Genomic DNA, 24,776 nt, shown 5'->3' on the forward strand with positions numbered 1-24,776 from the left:
TTTTAGAATAAAAAAAGCTGACTGCTAGGTCAGCTTGGCCCTATCCATCCCCGCATTAAAATACGGGGATTTTCGGGCGTTTTTGATTAAAAAAATCAACTTTTTCTTTACTAATGATAACCAAAAAATAATATTTATCGCTTATTGACACCGCGTCACTTTACTGATATTATTTCTTATAACGATTTATATATTGAGAGGCGCCAATGACGCTGCCAATACACAAATGAAAACTGAAGAAGTTTCTCAAATGGGGAATGGCTTTGTTAAAGGCCATTCTCTATTTTATTTTTGACGAAAGGAGTGATATGTCCTTTATGGATAATCACATACAAAAGCCTTGGGCTGTTACTCAGTCTGAGGTACTAACAGAGACAAATACATCAGAAGCTGGCTTAAGCGATGACGCAGTTCGAATACGTCAAAAAGATGGTTTAAACGAACTTGCTGCTAAGCCTCCTAAAACCACCTTGCAAATGATCAAAGAGCAAATCATTGATCCAATGATCATGATTCTAATCGGCGCAGCCTTCTTTTCAGCTCTTTTTCATGAATATACTGAAGCGATCATCATTGCTATGATCGTGGTCATAAATACTATTATTGGTATTGTGCAGGAAAAGAAAGCTCAATCATCCTTAGCTGCTTTGCGGGATATGAGTGCTCCCATGGCTCATGTTATTCGCGCCGGCAAGGAGCAACTAATCCCCGCTAAAGAATTAGTAGTTGGTGATATTGTCAACTTGCACGACGGTGACATGGTTCCAGCAGACATGCGTCTTCTCGAATCAGCTAACTTAAAGATTCAGGAAGCATCCCTCACAGGTGAATCTGTCCCTGTGGAAAAAGATGCAGATACTGTTTTGGCTAAAGACTGCAGTCTTGGTGACCGCATCAATATGGCTTTCAGCTCTTCAATTGTTACCTACGGACGCGGACTAGGTGTCGTGACCACTACAGGTATGAACACCGAAATGGGTGCCATTGCCGGCATGCTAGAAGATCAAACTGAAATTGAAACGCCATTAAAACGTAAATTAACTAGCGTTGGTAAAGTTTTAACAATCATTGGTATTTTTGTCTGCATCTTGGTATTTATCATTGGTGCAATGTACCCAAAACCACTTTTACCCCAATTTTTAATCGCTATTTCGTTAGCAATCTCCATTATTCCTGAAGGTTTGCCTGCCACAGCTACAATTGTGATGGCCCTTGGCGTTAAGCGCATGGTAAAAAAGAATGCTTTGATTAAGAAATTACCAGCTGTGGAAACCTTGGGTAACGCTACTGTCATTTGTTCCGATAAAACCGGTACTTTAACTTTAAATAAGATGACAGTTACTAAAACAGCTGCTGGCGACTTCAATGAAATTGATGTTAAAGATATTAAACCTAATAAGGTTTACCAAGCGTTAGCCTATGCTGGTGCCCTTTGTAACGACGCCAGCTTGAAGGATAACGAGGCGATCGGTGATCCTACCGAGGTTGCTTTAATTCCCTTTGCTAAAAAATTAGGCTTCAACCAAACAGAATTAAAAAAGGCTCACCCACGTCTATTTGAACAACCATTTGATTCAGATAGAAAACGAATGACCACCTTGCATGAAATTAATGGTCAATATGTTTCCTTTACTAAGGGTGCAGTAGACGAAATGTTACCGTTATGTAATCACATCATGACTGATAATGGCGTTCGTCCAATTACGACTAATGATAAAAAACGAATCTTGAACTTGATGCAAAACATGTCTAACGAGGCATTACGCGTACTAGGTTTTGCCACAAGAGTTGTGGATAACTTACCAAGTGAAGGAACCAATTTAGAAAATAATTTAACTTTCATTGGTATCAGCGGTATGATCGACCCACCTCGTGAAGAAGTGGCGGAATCGGTTAAGACTTGTCGTCAGGCCGGCATTAGAACCATTATGATTACTGGTGACCACAAGATTACTGCTTTAGCTATTGCTAAGAAGCTTAATATTTACCAAAACGGTGACTTGGCTATATCTGGCATTGAACTTGATCAAATGTCTGACGACGAACTTGATCAAGCGGTTAAAAAGACGACTGTCTTTGCCCGCGTTTCACCTACCGATAAGTTAAGAATTATTCAAAGCTTGAAGCGTAACGGTGAAGTAACGGCAATGACTGGTGATGGTGTTAACGACTCACCTGCTTTAAAGGCTGCCGATATCGGTATAGCCATGGGTGTTACCGGTACCGACGTAGCCAAAGACGTGGCTGATATGGTACTTTTAGATGACAGTTTTACTACTATTGCTTACGCAATCAAAGAAGGTCGTCGCGTTTACCGTAACATTCAAAAAGTAATCCAATTCTTGTTAGTTGGCAATATTGCTGAAATTACTACTTTGTTTGTTGCGACATTATTTAACTGGGATGCACCATTATTAGCTGTGCATATCCTGTGGGTAAACTTAGCCACTGCTACTCTACCTGCTCTTGCTTTAGGCGTTGACCCTGCAAGCAAAAACATTATGAAACATAAGCCCGTAAATCCAGGTACTCTTTTTGAAAAAGATCTTGTGTGGCGCGTGGTTACTCAGGGAATCTTCGTTGCGCTGATGACTTTAATTGCTTACTTCATTGGTGCAAGCATTGATAATCCAATCACTGGTCAAACAATGGCCTTCAGCGTATTGGCTTTATCACAAATGTTGAGAGCCTTTAACCAGCACTCTAACACCGATCCTATCTGGAAGAGAGCTACCGGTATGAATATGTGGTTGGTATTTTCATTCATTGTTTCCGCATTTTTCATGGGCTTGATCCTATTTGTTCCAACTTTACGAAAAGTATTCTACATTACTAATCTTTCAGCTGGTCAATGGTTAGTTGTCATCGCCTTATCCTTGCTTTCAATTGTACAAGTTGAAATTTTCAAAGGATTTAAGAAGCTAAGAACTAATTCAAACAAAAACCAATTAATTGAAGAATAAAAATAAAGGATCCTTATGTAGGATCCTTTTTTCATACGCTTAATTTAATTCTTCAATATCTTTAAGTAAGCTGTCTTGCTCTGGCGTTAAACGCTCATGTTCTTTACGCAGCTTTAAGACTTGCTTACAAGTATGCAAGATTGGCTTAGTCTTTTCATAGTTTACTTTTTAACGATTGCACTAGAAAATGTTTGCGCATTAGACTCAATCAGCTGATTTGAATTATTAGCAAAAAGAGATACCCCAATTCCTAATGCCGCTAAAGTAAGCCAGACTTTTTCTAATAGTTTACTTTTCATATGTGTGCACTCCTTTTGGCTATATTATACAAAAAGTATCGATCTATTAGTATTGTCTGCGCTTACATTTAACTAAATTGTAACATTCTTTAGTTAGTCTTAAGAGTTACTTCCCCGGCCACATCTGTATTAAAGAAATCTGCCACTTCATGGACGTTCATGTCCTGGCCTAGTGCCCACATCAACTTGGTAATGGCACTCTCAGAAGTCATGTCGCACGCACTGATCGCACCTTCTAGCAAGGCTTCGCGTCCTACTTCATACTTAGTTAGGTCACTACGTTCATATAAACATTGGCTGCTGGCAATTACAGGGATGCCCTGTCTGATCAACTTACCAATTGCGGCCACCATGTTACGGCGAATAAAGTTCATCCCACCTAAGCCATAGGCTTCAATAACAATTCCTTGGCAGCCACTATCTACCATCGCAAAAAGCAAGTTAGGATCAAAGCCTGGGAACAATTTAACTAAAGAAACATTGGAGTCAATCTTGGTATTCAAGCAAGTTTCACCCGTTTTTTTCTTGGGTGTGTAATCAGGATTGAAGACCAAGCCATCTGAAGAAACGGTTGCAACAGGCGGAACGTTAACACTTTCAAAAGCATCAAAGTTAGTCGTTCTAACCTTAACGGCTCTGCAGCCCAACATAATTTTATTATGGAAAGCTAAATAAATATCAGGTGGACAAGTAGCTGCTGCCGCAAAAGCTAAACGCAAATTATCGTGGGCGTCACTTAAAACAACATTGATAGGTACCTGGCTTCCAGTTAAAACCACTGGAATATTAATATTCTTCAACATAAATGCTAACATTGAAGCAGTATAAGCCATTGTATCGGTACCGTGTGAAACCACGATTCCATCATAGTCATTACGATATTTATAAACATTTTCCGCAATAAATTTCCATTCTTCTGGTTGAATATTAGAAGAGTCGAGCTGCAAAATATCGTGAACGTCGATATCATACGGTAATTTACCCAGCATTTTAATCAATTCTTCGCCAGTTTCTTTAGGTACTAACCCTGCATTAGATGCAACTGATGCAATCGTCCCACCAGTTGAAAGCAATAATAACTTCTTTTTTTCCATCTTTATTTCCTCTACCTTTGCAATTTACGCCGTTTTGCATATTCATTAATGATTAGATCAATTAGAACATAGGCTGAACTGAAAGTCACGACCTTTTTACTAAACTGAAATGGCGTAGTCTTGAAAAAGAAGCTGTAATCACTAAGAGAAGCTAATTTTCCCGGCTGCCAGCTTGTTAAAGAAACTAGCTTTAACTTATTATTAATAACATCGATTTTCTTCAATTCCTCAATAATTGTCTTATTAAAACCACCAAATGAAATTACAAACAACATATCATTTTCTTTGGCAGCTTGACCCAGCATTGAAACTTCATCACGCGCACCTGGTAAAATAATTGCGTTTTTACCTATTAAGTAAAAAGAATGAGCCAAATACTCCGCAATAATCTGCTGTTGCCATCCCGTCGAATAAATATAGATAGTTCCTGCTTGATCTAAATCCGCACATAAGTTATGCAAATTCAATCCCTTAAAATATTTAAAGGTGTCATTGATTATTTTCTGCAGATTATCGTCAAATTGCAATTCTTGTGCATGCTTAGCATATTGCTCTTTTCTCGCAATCAATTCAGACAATTCAAATTTAAGTTCACTAAAACCGCTCAAGCCTAATTTTTTACTCAAACGAAAAATAGCAGATTTAGAAACATATAATTTCTGCGCTAATTCCATTAAGCTCAACTTACTAGCTTCCTTGGGATACTTGAGCAAATAACTGACTATTGCCTTATCAGTATCATTGAAGCTTTCTTTTTTCTTCATTACTGCTGTTTCTAAATCCATTTCTATGTCCTTTCTGCCATAACTTTATATCAAGTTCAGAATATCATGATCAGCACAAAAAAGGTAGCTATTCAATTATAGAATAGTTACCTTTTTCTTATTTGTTATGACTTTTAAAATTGTTATTTAAGTTCTGGCCAATATGGAGCGTTAACTGGAATCATGTCATCCAAGATCTTCTTGGCTACAGAAGCATCTGGAACAGTCTTGTTCAAAGCAAAGGCTTGAAGCATCTTTTGGTATGAATGCTCAACATAGGCATCAACAACCAATTTTTCACAGGTTTGTTGTTCCATCATCAAACCTCTTTGGAAGCGGCCAGCCTTACCAGTTGCCATTGGTTGAATACCATCAGCACCAAACAATGCTGGAACTTCAACGATTGAATCTGGATCCATGTTTGAAATAGCACCGTTGTTTTCGCAGTTAGCTAAGAACTTCTCGTGAGTGTTGTAGGCAATAGCGTGAATAATATCTACGATATATTCTGAGTGCAAACCTGAAATGTCCCAAATATTATTCTTAGCAGTACCTGCCTTAACGATTCTTTCACATTCACCGAAGACAATCTTTTGACGGTGTTCACGAATTTCATCAGTACGAGTGTGCTTTGGATCGGCGTTTGCTACTTCATATTGTGGGAAGTAGTAGTATTGCATGTAGTTGTTTGGCAAGGTTTCTGGATCCATCTTGTAGTCGTCAGCAACCTTCTTGAATGTTGCTTCCCATGAAGCTTCAGTATCCTTGTCGTAGTCGCCGCCTACCCAGTAGCCGTGATCCTTGACGTATTCCTTAAGCTTAGGCATTAAGTCTTCGCCGGTCTTCTTGTTTCTAACTTCTTTCCACCAGCCGAAGTGGTTCAAGCCGTAGTAGTTGAAGTCAATGTCGTGCCAGCTGTCAAGACCGCAGATAGCTGCCATTCTGTCCATGTCATCAATAGGCATATCACAAATGTTGATAATTTTTGCATTTGGACGAAGACGACGGCAAGCTTCAGCAACAATCGCAATAGTGTTGGAGTAGTTGATCATCCAAGCGTTTGGTGAGTATTCTTGCATCCAGTCAATAATTTGAATGATTGCAGGAATTGAACGAAGACCGTAAGCCATACCTCCGGGTCCTGTAGTTTCTTGACCGTTTACGCCATATTTTAATGGAATCTTTTCATCTAAACTTCTCATGTGGTATTTACCAACACGAATTGAACCCATTACGAAGTCAACGTCAGTAAAGGCTTCCTTAGGATCAGTGGTGTATGAGAACTTAATTTGTGGAGCTCTTTCCTTCATGATGATCTTAACAGCTTCACCAATCTTCTTTTGACGTTCTGCATCGTTATCGTAGAACTTCAATTGTCTCATTGGGAACTTGTCTTGGCTCTTGATTAAGTCGAGTACAAATCCTGGTGTAAAAGTACTACCACCACCGGCAATAACTACTGAATATTTCTTACCATCCATAGTTCTTTATTCTCCTTTTTAGTAAGTTGATATCTTTTCGAATTGTTTAATTACCTTACGCATATATTTATAACATTTTTCTTCTAGTTTGTATCCGTTTTCATTAGCTTAAGACTTTGTTTCAGGACTTGAGCTTCATTTCAGATCTCGAAATATATTTCAAGCTTTGCATTGCCATACCAATATGGTTTTTCTATCAAATTATATCTTATATGTACTTGTTATCATAACAAGCTTAAAAATATCAATTTTTATTTATTTTATTTTTCTACTATATAAACCTGCACTATTTACACAAAATTGTCTTTAATCCCCGATATAATGGCATTTGCTCTTTTAAAAAATACTACTATATTAATATAACTAAGGTTATATTAATATAAAAAATTATATATTCTTATTTTTTAAAAACTTTTTTTACATTATTTAATAAGTGTGCAACTTAATATCCTCATCGCCCTCAAGCAGCATTCTACCAGCGTTTCTAGCGCTATCCCCCTCTATATATATATACGTATATTATTGTCTTTTGTTATTAAATATTTTCACATATAGACTTTGGTTTTATTCCTGTTAGTCTATTACTTGAAGAGACTTATAGCGGGACTCAAGAAATTGACTACTTCTTGAGCTTTGAATTTTCATATTTTTGGGAATTTTTGATAGAGAATAACTTTTTAATAAATAGGGGATTAGGAAAATGAGAAAGAATGTTAAACTTTTATCAATCATTAGTATTGCCGCTGCTTTAGCTGGTGGCACTATTACCGCTTTAAACAATAATGTAGAGACTGCAGCAAATTCAACTGTTGAAGCTGCTTCTATTACTTTGCCTTCTGGTTATACTAAGAGTGCCATTATTAAATGGAACCAAACTGGTAGAGCAAGCAAGGCTTTAATCAATGCCTCAAAGAAAGGCATGATAGAAAACACAGACAGTGGTGCTGGTTCTGACGATACTTTAGTTAACGTAACTAACTTAAGCCACAGCCAAAAGGTTGAATTGAGTAAGTACACTTTAAGCTTGATTAACTCTGCTCGTCATCAACTTGGCAAGAAGTCTTGGACTTACAAGGCTGGTGCTTTGCACTTTGCAGATCGTGTAGCTGAACAATACTACTCACACAACAAGTCTTGTTGGGATGCAGACCACTATGTACCTGGTATCGAGCGTGCAGCTAAGGCTTCTGGCCTTAACTCAAGAGTAGGTCAAGTCTACGAAGACGAAGCAGGCTTACCTATTTCTTCAACTTACCACACTAATATGCGTACCATGTCAGCATTGAAGAACCAAATTTACTTCAACGTTAAGCAAATGCTTTTCGGTGGTTTCTATGGCTCATACAGTCAAATGAATGATTCTTCAAGATACACTGAATGGGAACACGCTGGCGACTTGCTTGGTTGTCGTACTGAGCACTACGATGCTAAGACTAAATACTTTGGCATTAGCTTCAGTGGTTTAAGAGGCGATTCAAGCAAAATTAGTGTTCACATGATGGGCGTTGCTAAGCGTTACATCCAAAACTACAAGAAATTTAATCGTTAATATTGACGTTGTAGTTTAAAACTTAATAAAGTTTCCTAATCCAAGAGTTCAAAAAGGTTTAGTCACCTGTTTGAACTCTTTTAATTTACTTAAAAAGGCCAAATTGCTCTGGTTTTCAGACAATTTGACCTTTTTGTGTTCTATATTAGGCAAGATTAATAATTAAAAGTAAGTACTTAAAAGCCTATTCTCATCGTATTTTCAGCAAGAATGTTGTTATATCAACGTTTCAAGCACCTTCAGCAATTATAAGTTTTAAATTCTAGTTTTTGTTTTTTTATTTTATAAAAATTTTTTTGAAATATCTATTTATATATAACCTGCTTGAACTATGCTTACATCAAGCCATAAACCAATTATTATCAAAAATGGCTATTGCTATATTTATGTAGGCTTGGTATATTTTATAAAAATAAAATTTAAACAAAATCTTTGAACTTACTTGGAGTTGTCATTGAAAGGGATGAATGGAATGAGAAAACATACAACTTACGAGATTTTACGCGAGGAATTAACTAGAGGTATTATTACCAAATACTCTGTTACCCAATTTTGCAAGGCTACTGGCATGAGCCGCGGCGTCTTTTATAATACTTATACTGGATTAACCGATTTATTTTGTAAAAGTATTCAAGCAGAAATTAGAAACCATTTCCGTGAATATGGTGATTGCCAATCGAATCAATTGGTCTTCGCCTTTCTTAGACAAATTGGCAATGATCGTCTTTTCTACACTAACATTTATCGTCTAACTCGAAAAAAGCACACTAATCATATCTGCACTCAAATTAATCGCACACTTTTTACAGAGATGCAAAAGCACCTTTTCAATAGCGATTATTCCAATAAACATATTAAGAGCATGACTAACGTTCTTCTTGCCCACATCACTAATTGGATCGATCACGGCTGCGATGCTCAAGTCCTTGACGTTTACACTGATGTAGAAATCATTCTGCCTAAATAAAAAAATGCTGCTAGCTCATAGCTGGCAGTATTTTTTATTATATGCGTTTAATCATGTGATCGTATGTCCGATCCCCAATTGTCATTGTCTTTTCAGTTTGATAGCCCTTGTGCTCATATAATCGTTGCGCACGTGGATTTTCTTGATCAACATTTAAACTCAAAATATGATAGCCTTGCTTAGCCGCAACTTTTTCAGCTTCATCAAGCAAGTGACTAGCAATCTTTTCTCCCCAATGATCAGGATCAACCGCTAAGGCATCAATATACCATTCATGTGGCCAAGCTTCTTGATCTGAAAAGATCACCGTTGAGATTGGCAAGCCTGTTTTTGCATAATCATGACGCAAGACTATATCAATAATCTTTTGATCCTTGTATGGGTACATATCAAGAATACCGACTACTTTACCCGCTTTCTCACTTACCCAGATACGGCGGTATGAGTAGCGGTAATCCTCTGAGATAAAACCTAATTTCATTAAACTATAAAATTGATCCTCTGGTAACTTTTCAATCGTCTCCATCTGCATTTCATCAAAAATCTGCTTCAAAATTGGATATACAAATGGAAAATCTGTTTTTCTCGCTCTTCTAATCATTATTCTTCCCTTTCATGCTTTTTACTATAAGTATAAGCCTAATTTTCGTTAAAACAAAAACTATCATTTTTGAAACTTATATGGTATATTATAAGTAGATAAAGTAAGCGCTTACTTTAATATATATTTTAGAAATGAGGTGTTGTTGTGATATCAAATACTGAAATTGATTGGTTTTCCTTCAATGAAAATATAAAATACCACACATCTAAAGACACCCATCAAGCCAGGAGTCATGCGTAAAAGGCGTTTGATTCGTGTCTTGGATACAAAAAGACGAGGATTACAATGGTAGTCCTCGCTTTTGGTTTTAATCTTATTTTCCAAATAAAGCCGCATAAATTTTATCAGCGCTATTACTCAAATCGCCATACCGACTGCTATCTGTACTTTGCAAAATCACTGCATTTTGCCCATCTTTAGAAATGCGTAAAAAGTTGCAATAGCCATAACCATTACCGTTAGATTCGTAATGGTTATTTTTAGTGTACAGACCCCCGCGGTAATGCGAAGTATTATTTTCAGGAGCGTAAATGATGTCTTTATTTTGCGAAGATAGCAGCTTGCCATTTAGTAAATCTAAACTTACCTTATACAAATCATCATTCGACATGGCAACACTACCCGCACCTAACAAACCATGCATCGCGTTTAAATCAATATTTTGGCCATTAAAAAGAAAATCTATCTCTTTTAGCTTCTGCTGATCGGCCCAGACAAAGTCAGTATGCTTTAATTTCAACGGATAAACATACATATCGTTAAACAGCGTCTCATAGCTTTGGCCGCTAACCTTTTCCAAAATATGACTAAGTAAAATATAATCTAGGTCTTGATAATTCCACTTGCCAAAATTTTGTTCATTATAATGCGTGCCTTGAATCATCTTCTGCGCATTGGCATCGTCATTATTATACAGCGCATCTCCCATTGGACCAGCAGGATCCAGGCCACTAGTCATCTCCAGCAAATTCAACACACTAATATTCTGACCATTTGGAACATTGGGATAAAATTTATTTACTTTATCATCTAAGCTAAGCTTGTTCTCACTCACTGCCCGCATAATCATTCCTGCCGTTAATTCCTTTTGCACGGAATTAATTAAATAAGCGGAATTCGCGTTGCCTACCGTTGTATACTGCCATATTCGTTGTTTATTTTTATAATTTCTTACCTAATTCCTTGATGTACTTACGAAGAGCATCGCGTGTCTCTGGGTGAGTTAAACCATATTGAATAGAAGTTTCAAGGTAACCTTCCTTATTACCCACATCAAAGCGTTCGCCCTTAAATACATGGGCAAATACACGTTGAGTCTTGTTCATGGTATCAATGGCGTCAGTTAATTGAATTTCGCCGCCACGACCTGGCTTTTGGTGTTCCAAAATGTCGAAAATTTCAGGCGTTAATAAGTAACGACCGATTATTGCCAAGTCACTTGGAGCCTTGTCTACAGCTGGCTTCTCCACAAAGTTTTTAACATTGTATAAATCAGGTGCGATATTGCCATCTGGTGCGATTACACCGTACTTGGAGACTTCTTTGTGTGGTACCTTCATAACGGCAATGGTTGATGCGTGAGTCTTGTCGTAATCGTTAATTAACTGCTTAGTCAAAGGCACCTTGTCCTTCATCAAGTCGTCGCCAAGCATAATCACGAATGGTTCACCAGCAACGAAACTACGGGCACGATAAATAGCATCCCCTAAACCTGCTGGGTGAGGCTGACGAGTATAGTACAAGTTCACGCCTAAGTCAGTAATTTCTTGTGTTAATTTCAATAAACCTGACTTACCGGTTTTTTCCAAGTCTTGCTCTAATTCAGGGTTAGAGTCAAAGTGGTTTTCAATCGCACGCTTATTTTTGCCAGTTACGATTAAGATATCTTGAATTCCGGATGCCTTTGCCTCTTCCACTATGAATTGAATGGTTGGCTTGTCAACAATTGGCAACATTTCCTTAGGCAATGCCTTAGTTGCAGGCAAAAATCTAGTGCCTAATCCTGCTGCAGGGATAATCGCTTTTCTTACTTTCATGATTTAATCCCCCAATATATAAATAGCTATATTATTGCCTAAAATATAATGAGTTTTCGTCATTTGTTAAAGTCATATTTGCACATGTTAACGGTGTACGTTTACTTGCAAATGAATTAAATCTTGCTTTAACTACTTTCTCTTATTTTTATGAATATCCGTAGCCTGATTGGACTTCTTCAAATTCTTGAGAACTTCATCGGTGTGGGTTGATAAATATGAGAAAACAAGCACATCCACCACAAAAAGTTGGCTGATCAAAGAAGTTGTAGCTCCGGATCTAATGGCCGGCTCCCCAATATCTTGAGTTAATAAAACCAAATCTACTTTTTTGGCAATTGATGCCCTCGGATTAGCCGTTAAAAGAAGCGTGGGGATGACAAATTCATCAGCGACTTTTAGCAAATCACTAATTTCCGTAGTTTTACCATCGTTACTAATCAAAACTAACAAATCGTTTACTGTAAATGAGGCCAACTTGGCTAAAGTAACGTGAAAATCCGGCATATAGCTGATATTTTTGCCGATTCGCATAAACTTTTGGCACATGTCATTGGCTACTAGACCAGAAGCAGCGGCTCCATAGACTAGAATCGAAGCGGAAGTGTTGATTTTTTGAATAGCTTTTTCCACACTTGGATCATTCAGCCCACCTTGTGTAGCTTCAATCACGCTCTTAAAACGAGCGGCCATTGTATTCTTGATTGCAGCGATGCCTTCTCCTGCATCGAATTCATGATAATCATTATTGCTTGCACTTGATCTGGCGGCAACCAGCTGCAGCTTTAGATCGCCAAAGCCATTAGTACCAATCTCTCGGCAAAATCGCACAATAGTCGCAGTACTAATCCCGGTATCTTTAGAAAGCTTTTGAATTGAGGAAGAAATAACACTTTCTGGATTAGCAATGATATACTCCCCTAAAAGTTGCTCTTTTTTAGGCAATTGCGCTTTCTTACCATTGATTATCGAAAAAATGTTTCGCATAGTTATTCACTACTTTTCATATAAATAAAACTCCTGACTTGGCTGAATCAAATTTACTAAAGGAAGAGAACCGTCGGTAACTCTTCCAACTACATTTACTCTCTTATTCATAGGAAGCGTATCTTTAACCAACTGAATTTCTCCTGTGTATCGCTGATAAAGATGATTATTTAAAGTGATGCTTCCTTTTTCCCTTAAAATCGTATTCTCTGGAGTAATCATTGGCACACTGTGCATTCGCGAATCCTCGCAACGTACCACATATTCAGCCGGATCAGGGCGTTGATTATGTTTTCCCAGGATATAATTGTACATTTCTTCAGAAGCATTTTCTGCTCTTTCTGTATAAAGAACAAGACTATCTTCATCTTGATAGGTTTTAATTTGGTTAAGCGACCGTTCACTAATGCCGGGATCACCTAAATAAAGCAAATCGATTCCTAATTCTTTCAATTCTAGAATGCTAGCTAAAGGGTCATAATACCTCTGATATTCTAGTGTCGGTAAACCTTCATGTAATGGTCCACGGAGATTTTCATCCCCAGCAAAAAATGCCTGAACATTCATGCCGTAATGCTTAAACATTTTTGTTTGCTCGGCTAAAAATTGACGACTAATTCCGGTATCAGGGCAAGGATAAAAGTTGAACCAAGCTTGTATACTCTCCATTTTTGCATCAAAGGCAACTAGTTGCTTTAGTTCTTCTTCTGTAAAAGTGCTGCCGTTTATGCCAATTTCGATCTTCTGTGATAAATCAGCTATCTGTTCAGGTGCCAATCGATCATCAATTCTTAGTCCGGTAATTCCTTGCTCTTTCAAAGAATCTAAGCTGCTCAACGAAATATTCAATTTCTCTAAGCTAGCCTGATCGATATCAACCATTACATCTAAATTATTCTTCTTAGCTAAATTGCCCAAACTAAGCAATCTTGCTCGATATTTCTGAGAATCTTCTTCAGGGATGTGTACTGAGGTAAAAATCCCATTAAAACCATATTTCTTCAAATGATTGATATATTGTTCAGTCGCTGGGGTAATATCTTCATTTAAATAAAGCGAGAATCCTAACATAACTTATTCTTTCTAAAAAACAAAGCCAAAAAGCGTATCACTTTTTGGCTTTATTTTAGTTATTCTTGATAACTTCACTAACATTGCCATTATATTGTTCAAGTAGCTTTTGAGCTGCAGCTTTATCAGTTTTAGTCTTAATCATCGTAATGGCAAGAGGGACATCATTGTCTGCTTTCTTTAATGCCTCCAAAGCTTGCTCTTGCGTTGCAGCTGTGACGGCTGAAATAATTCGTCCTGCTCGGTCAACCAATTTTGAATTTGTTGGTAATACATCGATCATGACATTCTCAAAAACCTTCCCTTGCCTAATCATGACCCCAGTAGAAATCATGTTCAGGATCATCTTTTGTGCGGTTCCTGCCTTCATACGAGTAGAACCAGTGACAATCTCAGGACCAACTACAGCTTCAATTGCAATATTAGCATGTTTACCAATTTCAGAATCTTTAACGCAGGCGATTGAAATAGTGAGCGCACCAACTTTGTTAGCATACTCAAGGCCGCCAATTACGTAAGGAGTACGGCCGCTAGCAGCTATACCTAAAACCGTGTCTTTTTCATTCAGATTTAACTTTTTCAGATCTTTTGCACCTAAATCAGTGTCATCTTCAGCACCTTCAACGGCCTTGTACATTGCACCTTGGCCACCAGCAATTAAACCAATGGCTCTTTCAGGTTTAATTCCGTAAGTCGGTACCAATTCAGCTGCATCTAAGACGCCTAATCTTCCACTTGTACCGGCACCGATATAAACTAAGCGACCGCCTTTTTTGTAACGTTCAGCCGCTCCATCAATTGCTTTTGCTATCTGAGCATCTTGAGTACCAACAGCGATGGCAACTTTTTTATCCTCTTCATTCATAATTTTGACCATTTCTGCAGTAGAAACAGTGTCAATATGCATGGAGGCAGGATTACGTTGCTCAGTAGTTAAATCTTTTATTGCCATTTTGCTTTCCTCACTTACTGGTAACTTCAAGAACAGGAGCACCTGCTTTAACTTCTCCAGACTGCAATAATTTCATGTCCTTAACAGTTTCTTTGTTAGTTACGGTCATTATTACAACTGGGTCTTTCCCTGCTTTCTTGATCTGATCAATATCCATTGTTCCAAGACTTTGACCGCCTTTAACTTCTTGGCCTTCTTTAACAGTAATGTCAAAAGGTTCACCTTTTAACTCTACCGTATCAATTCCAAGGTGGATTAAAATTTCAAGATTGCCTTTAGCAGAAGTCATAGTCAAAGCATGTTTAGTAGACATAACGCTGACTATCTTGCCGTCTATTGGGGCAACAATTGAACCATTTGATGGGACAATTGCAAAACCTTCACCGAGCATTTTTTGTGAAAATACTTGGTCATTAACTTTTTCCAAACCTTCAATTTGTCCAGAAACTGGAGCTTCAATATCTTGAGTAACTGGTTGAGAAACTTGAGCTGTGTTGGAAGCTTTCATATCCAAGTTAGTAGCCTTTTCTTCGGCTGTTCTTCTTTCAGCAACTACAGGACTTTCTTGACCATCTGGGAGCATAGCTTCCTTTGGAACACCCCAGAAGTAAGTAGCAATAAAACCACCAGCATATGCGGACAAAAGTCCAATGACATAAGCCCACCACATGTTATTAGCGATTAATGGAATCAAAGCAATACCTGAAGGACCGATAGCGATTGCGCCAACTTGACCAAAGGCAGCAACTACGGCACCACCGATACCACCACCAATACATGCAGTGATGAATGGACGACCTAATGGCAAAGTAACACCATAAATCAATGGTTCACCAACACCAAGAATACCAACAGGTAAGGCACCTTTAATCATGTTAACAAGTTGCTTGTTCTTACGACATCTTACCCACAAGGCAATAGCGGCACCTACTTGACCAGCACCGGCCATAGCTAAGATAGGAAGCAATGGGGTAAAGCCCATCTTTTGAATCATTTCCAAGTGAATTGGTGTCAAAATCTGGTGTAAACCGAGCATTACCATTGGTAAGAAGAATAGTCCGAGGATGAAGCCAGCAACAGGTCCACCAACTTTAAGTACCCAGTTAATTGCACCAACTAGTGAGTTTGAGAACCAGCCAGCTAATGGCATAATGAGGAAGACTGTGAATAACCCCATTATTAGGATAGTTAGGAATGGTGTAAAAATAATATCAACTGAGTCAGCTATATGCTTATGGAAGAATTTTTCAACATAAGATAATAGCCATACTCCTAGCAAGACTCCGATAATACCACCTTGGCCAGCAGCCAATGGCTTGCCGTCAAAAATGTTAGGAATAGTTACCGGAGCGACAATTCCTGGCAAGTAAACAATACCACCGATAATGCCACCTAAGCCTGGTGTAGCGCCAAATTCCTTGGCAGTATTAATACCAACATAAATGTTCAAGTAGGCAAAAAGCGCACTTGCGATCATTGATAAGACGGTGACACCCAAGTTCCAAGAAGCTGGCAACATCTTTACGGTGAGCATGTTTCTTAAAATACCTGCCACACCAGAAATCAAACCGGCACCAACGAAGGCTGGAATTAATGGAACGAAAATTGCTGAAATATGCTGTAAAGCAGCTCTCCACCAAGTCTTCTTAAGAGAAGCCTTATGAGCTGCGTGAACTTCGGCAGCTTTTCTTTCTACCTCACTCTTATTAGCTTGATAAGAATTCGTTGGGAAGCTCTCGCCTTCCTTAACTCCTGCTTCATCGTTCATAATCTTGGCTACTTTGGTATTAACACCTGGGCCAAGAACAACCTCAAGAGTGTCAGCTTCTACAACACCTAAAACACCATCGATTTTCTTTAACGCAGCGATATTCACTTTTGACACATCGCGTATTTTAATTCTTAGCCGAGTCATGCAGTGAATAAGAGATTCAACATTATCTATGCCACCTATTTGAACATAGATTTCATCACTCAAGCGTTGGTATTTACTCTCTTCCATGATGTTATCCTCTATCTATAAAAAGTAACAATATTTCATTATTGAAAGCATTTATAGACCTTGCAAGATTTATGTAATCGCTTTCTATACTTAAATATTAGTATCATACATGTGCTTTGTAAAGTTAAATAAGCTGATTCTTATAAAAAGATTTCAATTGCTATCTTATTGTATAGTGAAACTTTGTTACATATAAGATAGAAAGTTCGCTTGTAATTAGATTTCAAAAACAAAAAAGACACTCACCAAAAAATGAGTGCCAAGGGACCACTGTCCCACGCAAAGTTATACAGGGGTTTAATTCTTAGCCCCCTGTATTAGGCTAACTCCATGGAAAAAATATTGTTCCATTCGGATTTAGCTAATTTATCATTTTCCTTTTCCGGTTCTTCGCCATTAATACGACGATTTTCTAGGTAATCATCGATACCATTTTGAAAATCGTCTTTTAACTCATCAATACTATTTCCTTCATAAGAAATAATTGTATTCTTGAAGCCCAAAACATGGCCGAAAAGAATGCCATTTTCCTTCTCAATCGTTCCTCTGTATCCTTTGTATTCGAGTGAATTCATCGTCCGTTCCTCATGCTATTAACTTTTTTATCTATGGTTAAAAAATAACCCTTGCGATAGGACGTATCCATTAGAGCAAGGGGATTGATCTTTCTATATTTTAATAAAAACCGGGTATTAAAGCAAAATCCCTATAAACAAAAATGGGATATACCTGAAGGCATACCCCACGATCGCATAGCAATCAATGAACTAGATTAATGATATTTTACTGGTTTTATTAGTAAATATCAATCTAGAGTGATCCATTTCCACATTCTATCAGCTCTTAATACTCCCACACCAACTTAGAAAGCCGATTTCTCCTACTCATGCTTCTATCGGCCTTCCAATGTGTCGCCTTTAACAACCATACCTTTTTTCCTAAAGTCTTTAATCAACAAAATGAGTGTCAAGGGACTATTCAACTCTCAATCATTCCACTCCAAAATCTGGTCTATCCAGTTCGTTACTTCCTTACTAAAATCAGCTAAATCTTCCCTGTTAATCACACCGGCGTTCATTAGACTTAGAATTTCCACAAAAAAGTCACTGCGCCTAATATCAATAGCCACACCTGGCGACTTAGCATCCTGACGGATTCTTTTTTTCAACTTCCAGAAATTAGTCGAAGGATTATCATTTTCACTTAAGAGAGCAATATATTCTTTGTTGAGTTTAGCCATATATCTTTCCTGCCACTTGGGAAGCAAGCTTCTATATAATCTCCAATCATAATCAGATACTTCCATATGCTTTGCCCTTTTCTACGTAATTACGTTGTGTAAAACATCGGTCTTCAGAGAATCAGTTTTAATTTCTAGCATTTATGTTTATATCCAATACTCATAATCATCAGGAAAGTGCATACACTTTAAAATTTTCTCATTTATTTGAGAATTAAATTGATTATTAGCATTGGTTAACAATTTCTTTATAGAATCACTCATAGTAACATACTCAGTTCTATCAAGAACTAATCGAAGACTAATTATTAATTCAAATACGCCTGGTTGACTTTGAATTGGTAACTCACTCTGTCCTAATACGTTCTTGATAGACCGCATATTAGGGCCTCTATCTATAACTTTGGAATATGTTATTTCATTATGAGCAACTGCATTTCTAAACATATTAACCATATGATTAATATGTTCTATAATTTCTGGCATGATCGCATTTGTTTGGCTCAAATTATAAGTGATTTTATATCTTTGAGTAAAATCTCGTGATATTTTTTGTCTTATTTCTTCTTTACAATTTAAATAGAAATAATTCAAATCACCAAATGTCATAAATTCAGTCAATACCCACAAAGGAATACAATCGTGATGATTTAAATAATGTTTTATTGCATTATTTCCTCTTTTACGACTCTCCTGCTCTATTTTATTTGCTAAGGAGCTCGTGGTTTTCAAGACCTGCACAGTATTATGCTCATCATGATTAAAATTATTAATATCTAAATATGAATAGTTTTCTGGAAAAGACTCAGAAAATCTGTATGCTAATTCTGCACCTAAACTAGCTTCATATGATAGTAATCCATTGTATAAAATTGCTCTTAGTTTCTTATCAAATTCATAAAGATTTACAAAGTCTTCAAATCTTATTCCAATAATATATTGATGAGGAATAAGTGCCACTCCATGTTCATTCTTTTTAAGAAAAAGATTTTTATAACCATTGATTAAGCTATAATAGCCTCGTTTCATCAATTCATTTTTGGTATAATCCTCATTTTGAATTATTATTCCTTTTCCTTTTAAAAGATTTACTTGCTCTTCCAAAGTATGAAAGGGTCTGTCACTATTTTCCATATCTATCTCCAAAACAAAAACCTTGATAACAATATTCGTAAAAAATATTATATCAAGGTTTTGTTTAGTTTAGAACCTACTCCTAGTGCCTCTAAACTTGATCTGTAAGTATCTATAGTATACATGCGTTATTTACAATTATCAAGATATTCGACAAACAGACTATCCAACTCCTCAGTCCTACAACCACTGTAAAACCTCTACTTAACCCCAAACCAACTTAGAAAGCTTATTTCTTCTGCTCATGCTTCTGTCGGCTTTATAGTTTTTTCTGGCTGCGGATTTGCTCTTATAATACGTGTTCGGCCAAGTAGTGACAAATACATAGAGCTTTTTACGGTTATTAGTGACATACGCAGCTGTTGTTTCACTGCATGGATAGCTCATTCGTATTCTATTACCCTTGCTGCTAATCAACTGGTGTGAGCTGGAAACCGTTGAACTGACCTTGGCATTATATGCCCGTTTAGTAAATTTGTAAGTTCTCGCCTTACCGCCATCAGCATAGCCGGATAAATTAATCTTGGTACGCGTAATCTTGAAGGCCTCAACTTTTCCATTACCAACATAGTAATACCAAGTGCCGCGGAACTTCTTAGGCACTGTGGTCTTTTGAAAAACAGATGCGCTAACTTGCTCGGGTTGATTAGTTACCCAAATTGCGGAAACAGCCAACAATATCCCTGCTAAAAAAGCAAAATTCTTTGATCTTCATATTTTTCTCCTTATTACTACATATCTTCAGTATAAACCTGATCGACCTTGCCAAAACAAGAAAAATTCCATGCATTCCCACATAAAAAAGCACCAGCCTCAAAAACTAGTGCTAATTTCTTCTATATTATTACTTCTTCTCCAACTCATGCGCGAGCTCAATAATATACTTTCTCAAAGCGTCGTGCGTTTCGGGGTGGCGCAAACCATATTGGATCGAGGTTTCGAGGTAGCCTTCCTTGTTGCCGACATCGAAGCGTTGGCCCTTGTACACGTGGGCAAATACGCGTTGCGTCTGGTTCAAAGTATCGATGGCGTCGGTCAATTGAATCTCGCCACTGCGACCTGGCTTTTGATTTTCAAGAATGTCAAAAATCTCAGGTGTAAGCAAATAACGACCGATGATGGCGAAGTCACTTGGCGCCTTATCTACGGCAGGCTTTTCGACGAACTTATTAACGTTGTAAAGATCCTTATCCAGCATGTCGCCAGGATCAATCACACCATACTTGGATACTTCCTCGTGTGGCACCTTCATCACGGCAATCGTTGAGGCGTGCGTCTTGTCGTACTCATCGATCAGCTGCTTGGTCAGCGTTACCTTGTCGCGCATCAAGTCGTCGCCGAGCATAACGACAAAAGGTTCTTCACCGACGAAACTGCGTGCGCGGTAGATGGCATCGCCTAAGCCGGCGGGATGCGGCTGACGAGTGTAGTACAAGTTGATCCCCAAGTTGGTGATGTCTTGCGTCAATTTCAATAACTGCGTCTTGCCGGTTGCTTCTAAGTCTTGTTCAAGCTCTGGGTTTGAGTCAAAATGGTTCTCAATTGCTCGCTTGTTCTTGCCGGTTACGATTAAAATGTCTTCAATCCCTGCAGCCTTTGCTTCTTCGACGATGAATTGAATCGTTGGTTTATCAACAATTGGTAGCATTTCTTTAGGCAATGCCTTAGTCGCAGGCAAAAATCGGGTTCCGAGCCCCGCAGCAGGAATAATTGCTTTTATAATCTTTATGATTTAACCCCCCATAATACACGTTCACCTTAATAATACTAAAAATATAGCTTTTTATTAAAGTCATATTTGCACATGTTAGGGAGGTTAGTGAAAAATTTTAAATATGTTTCGAAATCTTACATATTATTTATCATGAAAAGGATTAAATCCTTCCTTTATACTAATATTTTCATGTACATTGTTAGGTATTTCCTTAGAAATAAATATTAATTGGATACCTGCTTCTTGAGCATATTTAGTAATTTCAGGATAAATAAATTTAAAATTATGCATTTGAAATGCTTGATCCGCAGAATCAATTACTAACAGTGGCAATACTCGCATACTTTCAAAATTGTCTATTACATATTTAAGCATTAATAAATAAACTAGTATTTGCATATGTGTACGTCTAGCTAAACTTCCGGGAATAAAAGAAATTTGAACTTTTTCCTGATTTGGATCTACTTTATCATTTCTTTTAACGGTTAAACGTTGCCTTAACGGATTAAAAGAGAAAGCAAATCCATCAGCTTCTCTATCCTCTTTAACATAATTTACATTTTTTTCAACTTCTTCATCAAAATACATATTTAATAAAATCTGATTAAACTTATCCAAGCTTTCTCTATCGAAATGTTCTTGTAAATCACGAATTTCTTTTTTTATTTGTTTATTCTTTTCTTCTAATTCTAATACCCTATTAGAATCTGTAAAATCTACAAAATCTGCTAGAATTTGTTCTAAGATTAATATTTGTTGATTTGCTTTATCAAAATCTAAGTCATGAGTTGATGATTTTATTGTTTTTATTTGGGAATCAATCTTTCTTTTTTCTTTTTGAATTTTTTGAATAGCAATATCATAATTGGCCAAAGACAATATAGCTTTTTCTTTTTGTATGCTCTTTATTTCAGCTTGAACAGATTTTAAATATTTTGAATTTTTAGGGTTTTCAATAATAAGTGCCTCTAGCAATTTGAGTAAAGCTTCATCATTGTTTTTTCGACTTTTTGCTTTTTTTGATTGCTGAAGCAAAAAATCATATTGCTTTAGTTCTTCTGCTAATGAGAATGATGCTCGTGATAAGTAGATTAAATCACCGGAGTTTTTAGGCTGTTTACGATTAAAATCATTTTTATATGCTTGCAACGTATTTTTATCTAAATCAATGTTTCCTGTAAACTCTAAATTTAAATTTTGAAATCCAATTTTAATTTTATTCAAAAGATATTGGTATTGAGCCTGTTTTTTAGAAAGCAAATCATATTCTTTTTGATTTTGATTCAATTCTTCTTGTTTCTTAGAAATTTCCTCAATATTTTTGTAGTTAAAAAAGAACGTCATTATTTTTCTAATCCTGATTACGTTTTTTATTTCATCACCTTTAGTAAAAATTTGTCCTAAGTCTCCTTGATGACTTTCAGATATAAAATTCAAAAACGTAAAAGCTCTAAAAGTAGGACTTTCTTCAAAAACATTTTGATATACCTTTAGCTGCTTGTTATCTCCCACTTGGGGTAGAATAATTTTACTTATTTCTTCAATATAACTTTCCCTTGAAACTAAATTATATATATCTCCTTCGGCACGTTTATAATAAAACTTTGAATCAGTATCACGTTTAATATATAAATTTAAATTCTTATTTGATACATATGCTCCTACCGCGGTAATGTTCTCCATCCCATCTTTATTTGGTAGATCCTTGTCTGTAGTACCTAAAATAAAATCAATACATTCCGCGAACAAAGTCTTACCTACTGAATTTGGCCCATATATATATGTAATATCACTAAGCTCATATTCTTTTACTTGATCTTCATCCCATAATTGCAATTTACGAATCCTAAACATACTGCAATACTTCCTCTAAAAATGACTTAGTATTTAAATTACTAATCTCTGCTAAGTGATTTATTGTTTTCTTTTCAATGTTAATCAAAAATTTATTCTTACTAGCATTATCTGGAAGCTGTTTTTTAACTTTAATAGTATCACCTTCAACACTTATCCATCCTTCAGTTTCTAGGATATAGATCACATCTAATATTGCTTTTAGTTCTTCAGGATGCGAAGTTAATTTTATACTTAAAGATGATAAAAAAGTTTTAATAAAATCCATCTTTCGATTACTATATTTTCTAATTGATGCATGTTTTACACCAAAAGACATAAATATCAATTTAGTTATTGAGTTTACCCGATATGGTCTTTTTATCAAACTAATAATTATAGATGCATATTCAGCCTGTAATATTAAACTTGGCTCCATATTAATCTTCTTTCCAAGAAATTCGAATATCTTTATTAATATTCTGTCCTGTCATATACACATAACAGCCATGATTATATATAGGACCTCCTGGAAAAAGTTGTGATGTCATTAGATTTTTTTGGGTAGTTCTAAGAAATAAATTATGTGATGTATATTTTCCATCAAATTTTAAATCATCTTTAGTATCTTCATAATTAGAAAAGGCTTCATATTCTAAATTTCCAATTTCTGTTTTTTTAGTTGTATCTGCATATACTTCTCTAAAATCTTTATAGAACACTTCTCTTACTAGCTCTCGTACAATAAAGTTAGGGTCAGGGTTAACTGCTTTCAATTGAGTTATTTCTCTTAATCGTTCTTTACTTAATAGCTGATTAGCTGTTTTTCTTTTGTTGGGTGTTAATTCTTCAACATTAACTTGGTATTTATGATCAGAAATATTATCGTTTACCATTAATGTTATAGCTGTAACATCATTATATTTAAATACCGCAGGTCTTTTCTTCCCCATAAATTTCTCTATTCGATTTATACATTCTTTTTTAAATGAATCTACTCTTAAATTTTTAGCTTCTTCATATGTACAAATATCTGAGCAATAGTCTGCTTTATAAGTGTTTTCTATTTCTTTCTCAACTTCATCTAAACTTTTTACTATAATCTTTGCATTATTTACCGTATTTTGAATTTGTTTTTTCCATTGATCTTCGTTATAACCAAACTTGTTATTTAAATTATCATAGGCCTGTCGAGATATGGCTGTTTTTTTCTTTTGTTTGCCTTCTTTTATATTTTTAAGAATATAATTTATTGTTTCATCACTATTTATTTCATATTCAAAATCATTTTCCGCTACAAGTGTTTTTCGATTTTGATCCTCTAAAACCATCCAATTTTCAACAACTTTAGCCCAAATTAATCGTGTTACTTTACCACTTTTAACTTGAATATCTTCTAAATTTTCATTTTTAAAAGATACTAAATTAGTATCTTCATCATTTTCATCAATATCTATATCTTCTTTTCCTTCATAAACAAAGTTATTTGTTCTGCTTACGTTTGATAACATATACCAAATAAAGACTAATTTCTGAAAATAAAAACCATACTGGGCCTTTATTCCACCATCATTACTCATTACCAAATTACTCCATATATTTATTAATTATCTTTATTCTATACTATTTTTCGTTAATTTTATTTTGACATGGACATAAATTTCTAAACTATTCTAATAGAATTAATTATCTATACTATCAATACCAAAAAATAAAATAAATTAAATTAGCTAATGTTACTATACCCAGTATTACCAAAAAAATAGTCTTAGGAATTGATAAAGTTGGATTTGAAAAGTGCAAACTATCTGCAAACTTTTTAGATTCATTTAATTTATCATTTTCATAATCCATATAAATATAAACAAATATAATATTTATTAGTACAAATATAAATTCTATTTTCGAACTATTATCAACTATTTCTAAACACAGCGGAATTGCTGACACTTCACATATATCTTTAATTGAGATTATTAAGAGCTTTCGATATTTATCGTTTGCATAATAAAACGAAAAAATACCACCGATACATAGAAGTAAAATTACTAATAATCCGATTACAAACAATCTAATAGCCGACATT

At 36.0% G+C, this 24,776-nt stretch carries 23 protein-coding genes; 3 read left to right on the forward strand and 20 right to left on the reverse strand.

Translation table 11 applies throughout. The annotated features are described in order from the left end of the window. Positions 1-317 precede the first annotated feature (317 nt). Positions 318-2,963, forward strand: coding sequence for a calcium-translocating P-type ATPase, PMCA-type (locus JEM49_RS02080; protein WP_201873422.1), 2,646 nt, complete (start codon positions 318-320; stop codon positions 2,961-2,963). Positions 2,964-3,124: 161 nt separating this feature from the next. On the opposite strand, the gene JEM49_RS02085 is transcribed toward JEM49_RS02080, so the two are convergent. The 4 genes from JEM49_RS02085 to JEM49_RS02100 all read right to left on the reverse strand — a co-directional run bounded on the left by JEM49_RS02085 (position 3,125) and on the right by JEM49_RS02100 (position 6,601). Beyond that, positions 3,125-3,262, reverse strand: coding sequence for a hypothetical protein (locus JEM49_RS02085; protein ID WP_087236253.1), 138 nt, complete (start codon positions 3,260-3,262; stop codon positions 3,125-3,127). Between the two features lie 89 nt (positions 3,263-3,351). After that, positions 3,352-4,356 carry an asparaginase gene (locus JEM49_RS02090; RefSeq protein ID WP_087176330.1) on the reverse strand — a complete coding sequence of 335 codons (1,005 nt, stop codon included), beginning with the start codon at positions 4,354-4,356 and terminating at the stop codon, positions 3,352-3,354. Positions 4,357-4,367: 11 nt separating this feature from the next. Further along, positions 4,368-5,141 (reverse strand): MurR/RpiR family transcriptional regulator, encoded by a 774-nt coding sequence (locus JEM49_RS02095; RefSeq protein ID WP_087176329.1) that lies wholly within the window; start codon positions 5,139-5,141, stop codon positions 4,368-4,370. A 122-nt stretch (positions 5,142-5,263) separates the two neighbouring features. Then, positions 5,264-6,601: a family 4 glycosyl hydrolase gene (locus tag JEM49_RS02100; RefSeq protein WP_087176328.1), complete on the reverse strand. Its 1,338-nt coding sequence runs from the start codon at positions 6,599-6,601 to the stop codon at positions 5,264-5,266. A gap of 700 nt (positions 6,602-7,301) precedes the next feature. Between JEM49_RS02100 and JEM49_RS02105 the strand changes: the two genes are divergently transcribed. After that, complete coding sequence (locus tag JEM49_RS02105) at positions 7,302-8,150, forward strand: SEC10/PgrA surface exclusion domain-containing protein (RefSeq protein ID WP_201873423.1); 849 nt, start codon at positions 7,302-7,304, stop codon at positions 8,148-8,150. Positions 8,151-8,622: 472 nt separating this feature from the next. Continuing rightward, on the forward strand, positions 8,623-9,117 hold the full coding sequence (locus tag JEM49_RS02110; RefSeq protein WP_087176326.1) for a transcriptional regulator: 495 nt from the start codon (positions 8,623-8,625) through the stop codon (positions 9,115-9,117). 37 nt (positions 9,118-9,154) lie between these two features. On the opposite strand, the gene JEM49_RS02115 is transcribed toward JEM49_RS02110, so the two are convergent. From JEM49_RS02115 to JEM49_RS02190, 16 genes are all read right to left on the reverse strand, one after another. Next, positions 9,155-9,718 carry a GNAT family N-acetyltransferase gene (locus JEM49_RS02115; protein ID WP_025006024.1) on the reverse strand — a complete coding sequence of 188 codons (564 nt, stop codon included), beginning with the start codon at positions 9,716-9,718 and terminating at the stop codon, positions 9,155-9,157. A 316-nt stretch (positions 9,719-10,034) separates the two neighbouring features. Next, on the reverse strand, positions 10,035-10,868 hold the full coding sequence (locus JEM49_RS02120; RefSeq protein ID WP_201873434.1) for a serine hydrolase: 834 nt from the start codon (positions 10,866-10,868) through the stop codon (positions 10,035-10,037). Between the two features lie 13 nt (positions 10,869-10,881). After that, positions 10,882-11,757 carry a UTP--glucose-1-phosphate uridylyltransferase GalU gene (gene galU, locus JEM49_RS02125; RefSeq protein WP_207187897.1) on the reverse strand — a complete coding sequence of 292 codons (876 nt, stop codon included), beginning with the start codon at positions 11,755-11,757 and terminating at the stop codon, positions 10,882-10,884. Between the two features lie 132 nt (positions 11,758-11,889). After that, positions 11,890-12,744 (reverse strand): MurR/RpiR family transcriptional regulator, encoded by an 855-nt coding sequence (locus JEM49_RS02130; RefSeq protein ID WP_201873424.1) that lies wholly within the window; start codon positions 12,742-12,744, stop codon positions 11,890-11,892. A 9-nt stretch (positions 12,745-12,753) separates the two neighbouring features. After that, on the reverse strand, positions 12,754-13,815 hold the full coding sequence (locus JEM49_RS02135; protein ID WP_087176323.1) for a DUF871 domain-containing protein: 1,062 nt from the start codon (positions 13,813-13,815) through the stop codon (positions 12,754-12,756). Between the two features lie 55 nt (positions 13,816-13,870). After that, on the reverse strand, positions 13,871-14,767 hold the full coding sequence (murQ, locus tag JEM49_RS02140; RefSeq protein ID WP_023192311.1) for an N-acetylmuramic acid 6-phosphate etherase: 897 nt from the start codon (positions 14,765-14,767) through the stop codon (positions 13,871-13,873). Between the two features lie 10 nt (positions 14,768-14,777). Next, the gene (locus tag JEM49_RS02145) at positions 14,778-16,769 is read right to left on the reverse strand and encodes a glucose PTS transporter subunit IIA (RefSeq protein WP_087236249.1); all 1,992 of its coding nucleotides are present in this window, start codon (positions 16,767-16,769) and stop codon (positions 14,778-14,780) included. A gap of 317 nt (positions 16,770-17,086) precedes the next feature. Further along, entirely contained in the window at positions 17,087-17,344 is a 258-nt protein-coding gene (locus JEM49_RS02150; protein ID WP_087236247.1) for a hypothetical protein, read from the reverse strand. Between the two features lie 410 nt (positions 17,345-17,754). Beyond that, a complete protein-coding gene (locus JEM49_RS02155) occupies positions 17,755-18,075 on the reverse strand; it encodes a hypothetical protein (protein ID WP_087176320.1) in 321 nt (106 codons plus the stop codon). An 81-nt stretch (positions 18,076-18,156) separates the two neighbouring features. Then, entirely contained in the window at positions 18,157-19,143 is a 987-nt protein-coding gene (locus JEM49_RS02160) for an Abi family protein (RefSeq protein WP_087236245.1), read from the reverse strand. Between the two features lie 204 nt (positions 19,144-19,347). After that, complete coding sequence (locus JEM49_RS02165; RefSeq protein ID WP_239442489.1) at positions 19,348-19,818, reverse strand: hypothetical protein; 471 nt, start codon at positions 19,816-19,818, stop codon at positions 19,348-19,350. A gap of 169 nt (positions 19,819-19,987) precedes the next feature. Continuing rightward, positions 19,988-20,872 (reverse strand): UTP--glucose-1-phosphate uridylyltransferase GalU, encoded by an 885-nt coding sequence (gene galU / locus JEM49_RS02170; protein ID WP_342211663.1) that lies wholly within the window; start codon positions 20,870-20,872, stop codon positions 19,988-19,990. Between the two features lie 126 nt (positions 20,873-20,998). Next, positions 20,999-22,711 (reverse strand): hypothetical protein, encoded by a 1,713-nt coding sequence (locus JEM49_RS02175; RefSeq protein ID WP_201873425.1) that lies wholly within the window; start codon positions 22,709-22,711, stop codon positions 20,999-21,001. Then, the gene (locus JEM49_RS02180; RefSeq protein ID WP_098046044.1) at positions 22,704-23,129 is read right to left on the reverse strand and encodes a hypothetical protein; all 426 of its coding nucleotides are present in this window, start codon (positions 23,127-23,129) and stop codon (positions 22,704-22,706) included. The genes JEM49_RS02175 and JEM49_RS02180 overlap by 8 nt, the downstream gene beginning before the upstream one ends. Before the next feature lies 1 nt (position 23,130). Continuing rightward, positions 23,131-24,270, reverse strand: coding sequence for a hypothetical protein (locus tag JEM49_RS02185; RefSeq protein WP_201873426.1), 1,140 nt, complete (start codon positions 24,268-24,270; stop codon positions 23,131-23,133). A gap of 118 nt (positions 24,271-24,388) precedes the next feature. Further along, positions 24,389-24,775: a hypothetical protein gene (locus JEM49_RS02190; RefSeq protein WP_098046050.1), complete on the reverse strand. Its 387-nt coding sequence runs from the start codon at positions 24,773-24,775 to the stop codon at positions 24,389-24,391. Position 24,776 lies beyond the last annotated feature (1 nt).

Origin of the sequence: Lactobacillus sp. A27 (assembly GCF_016742815.1) — a bacterium.
GTDB classification, from domain to species: domain Bacteria; phylum Bacillota; class Bacilli; order Lactobacillales; family Lactobacillaceae; genus Lactobacillus; species Lactobacillus gallinarum.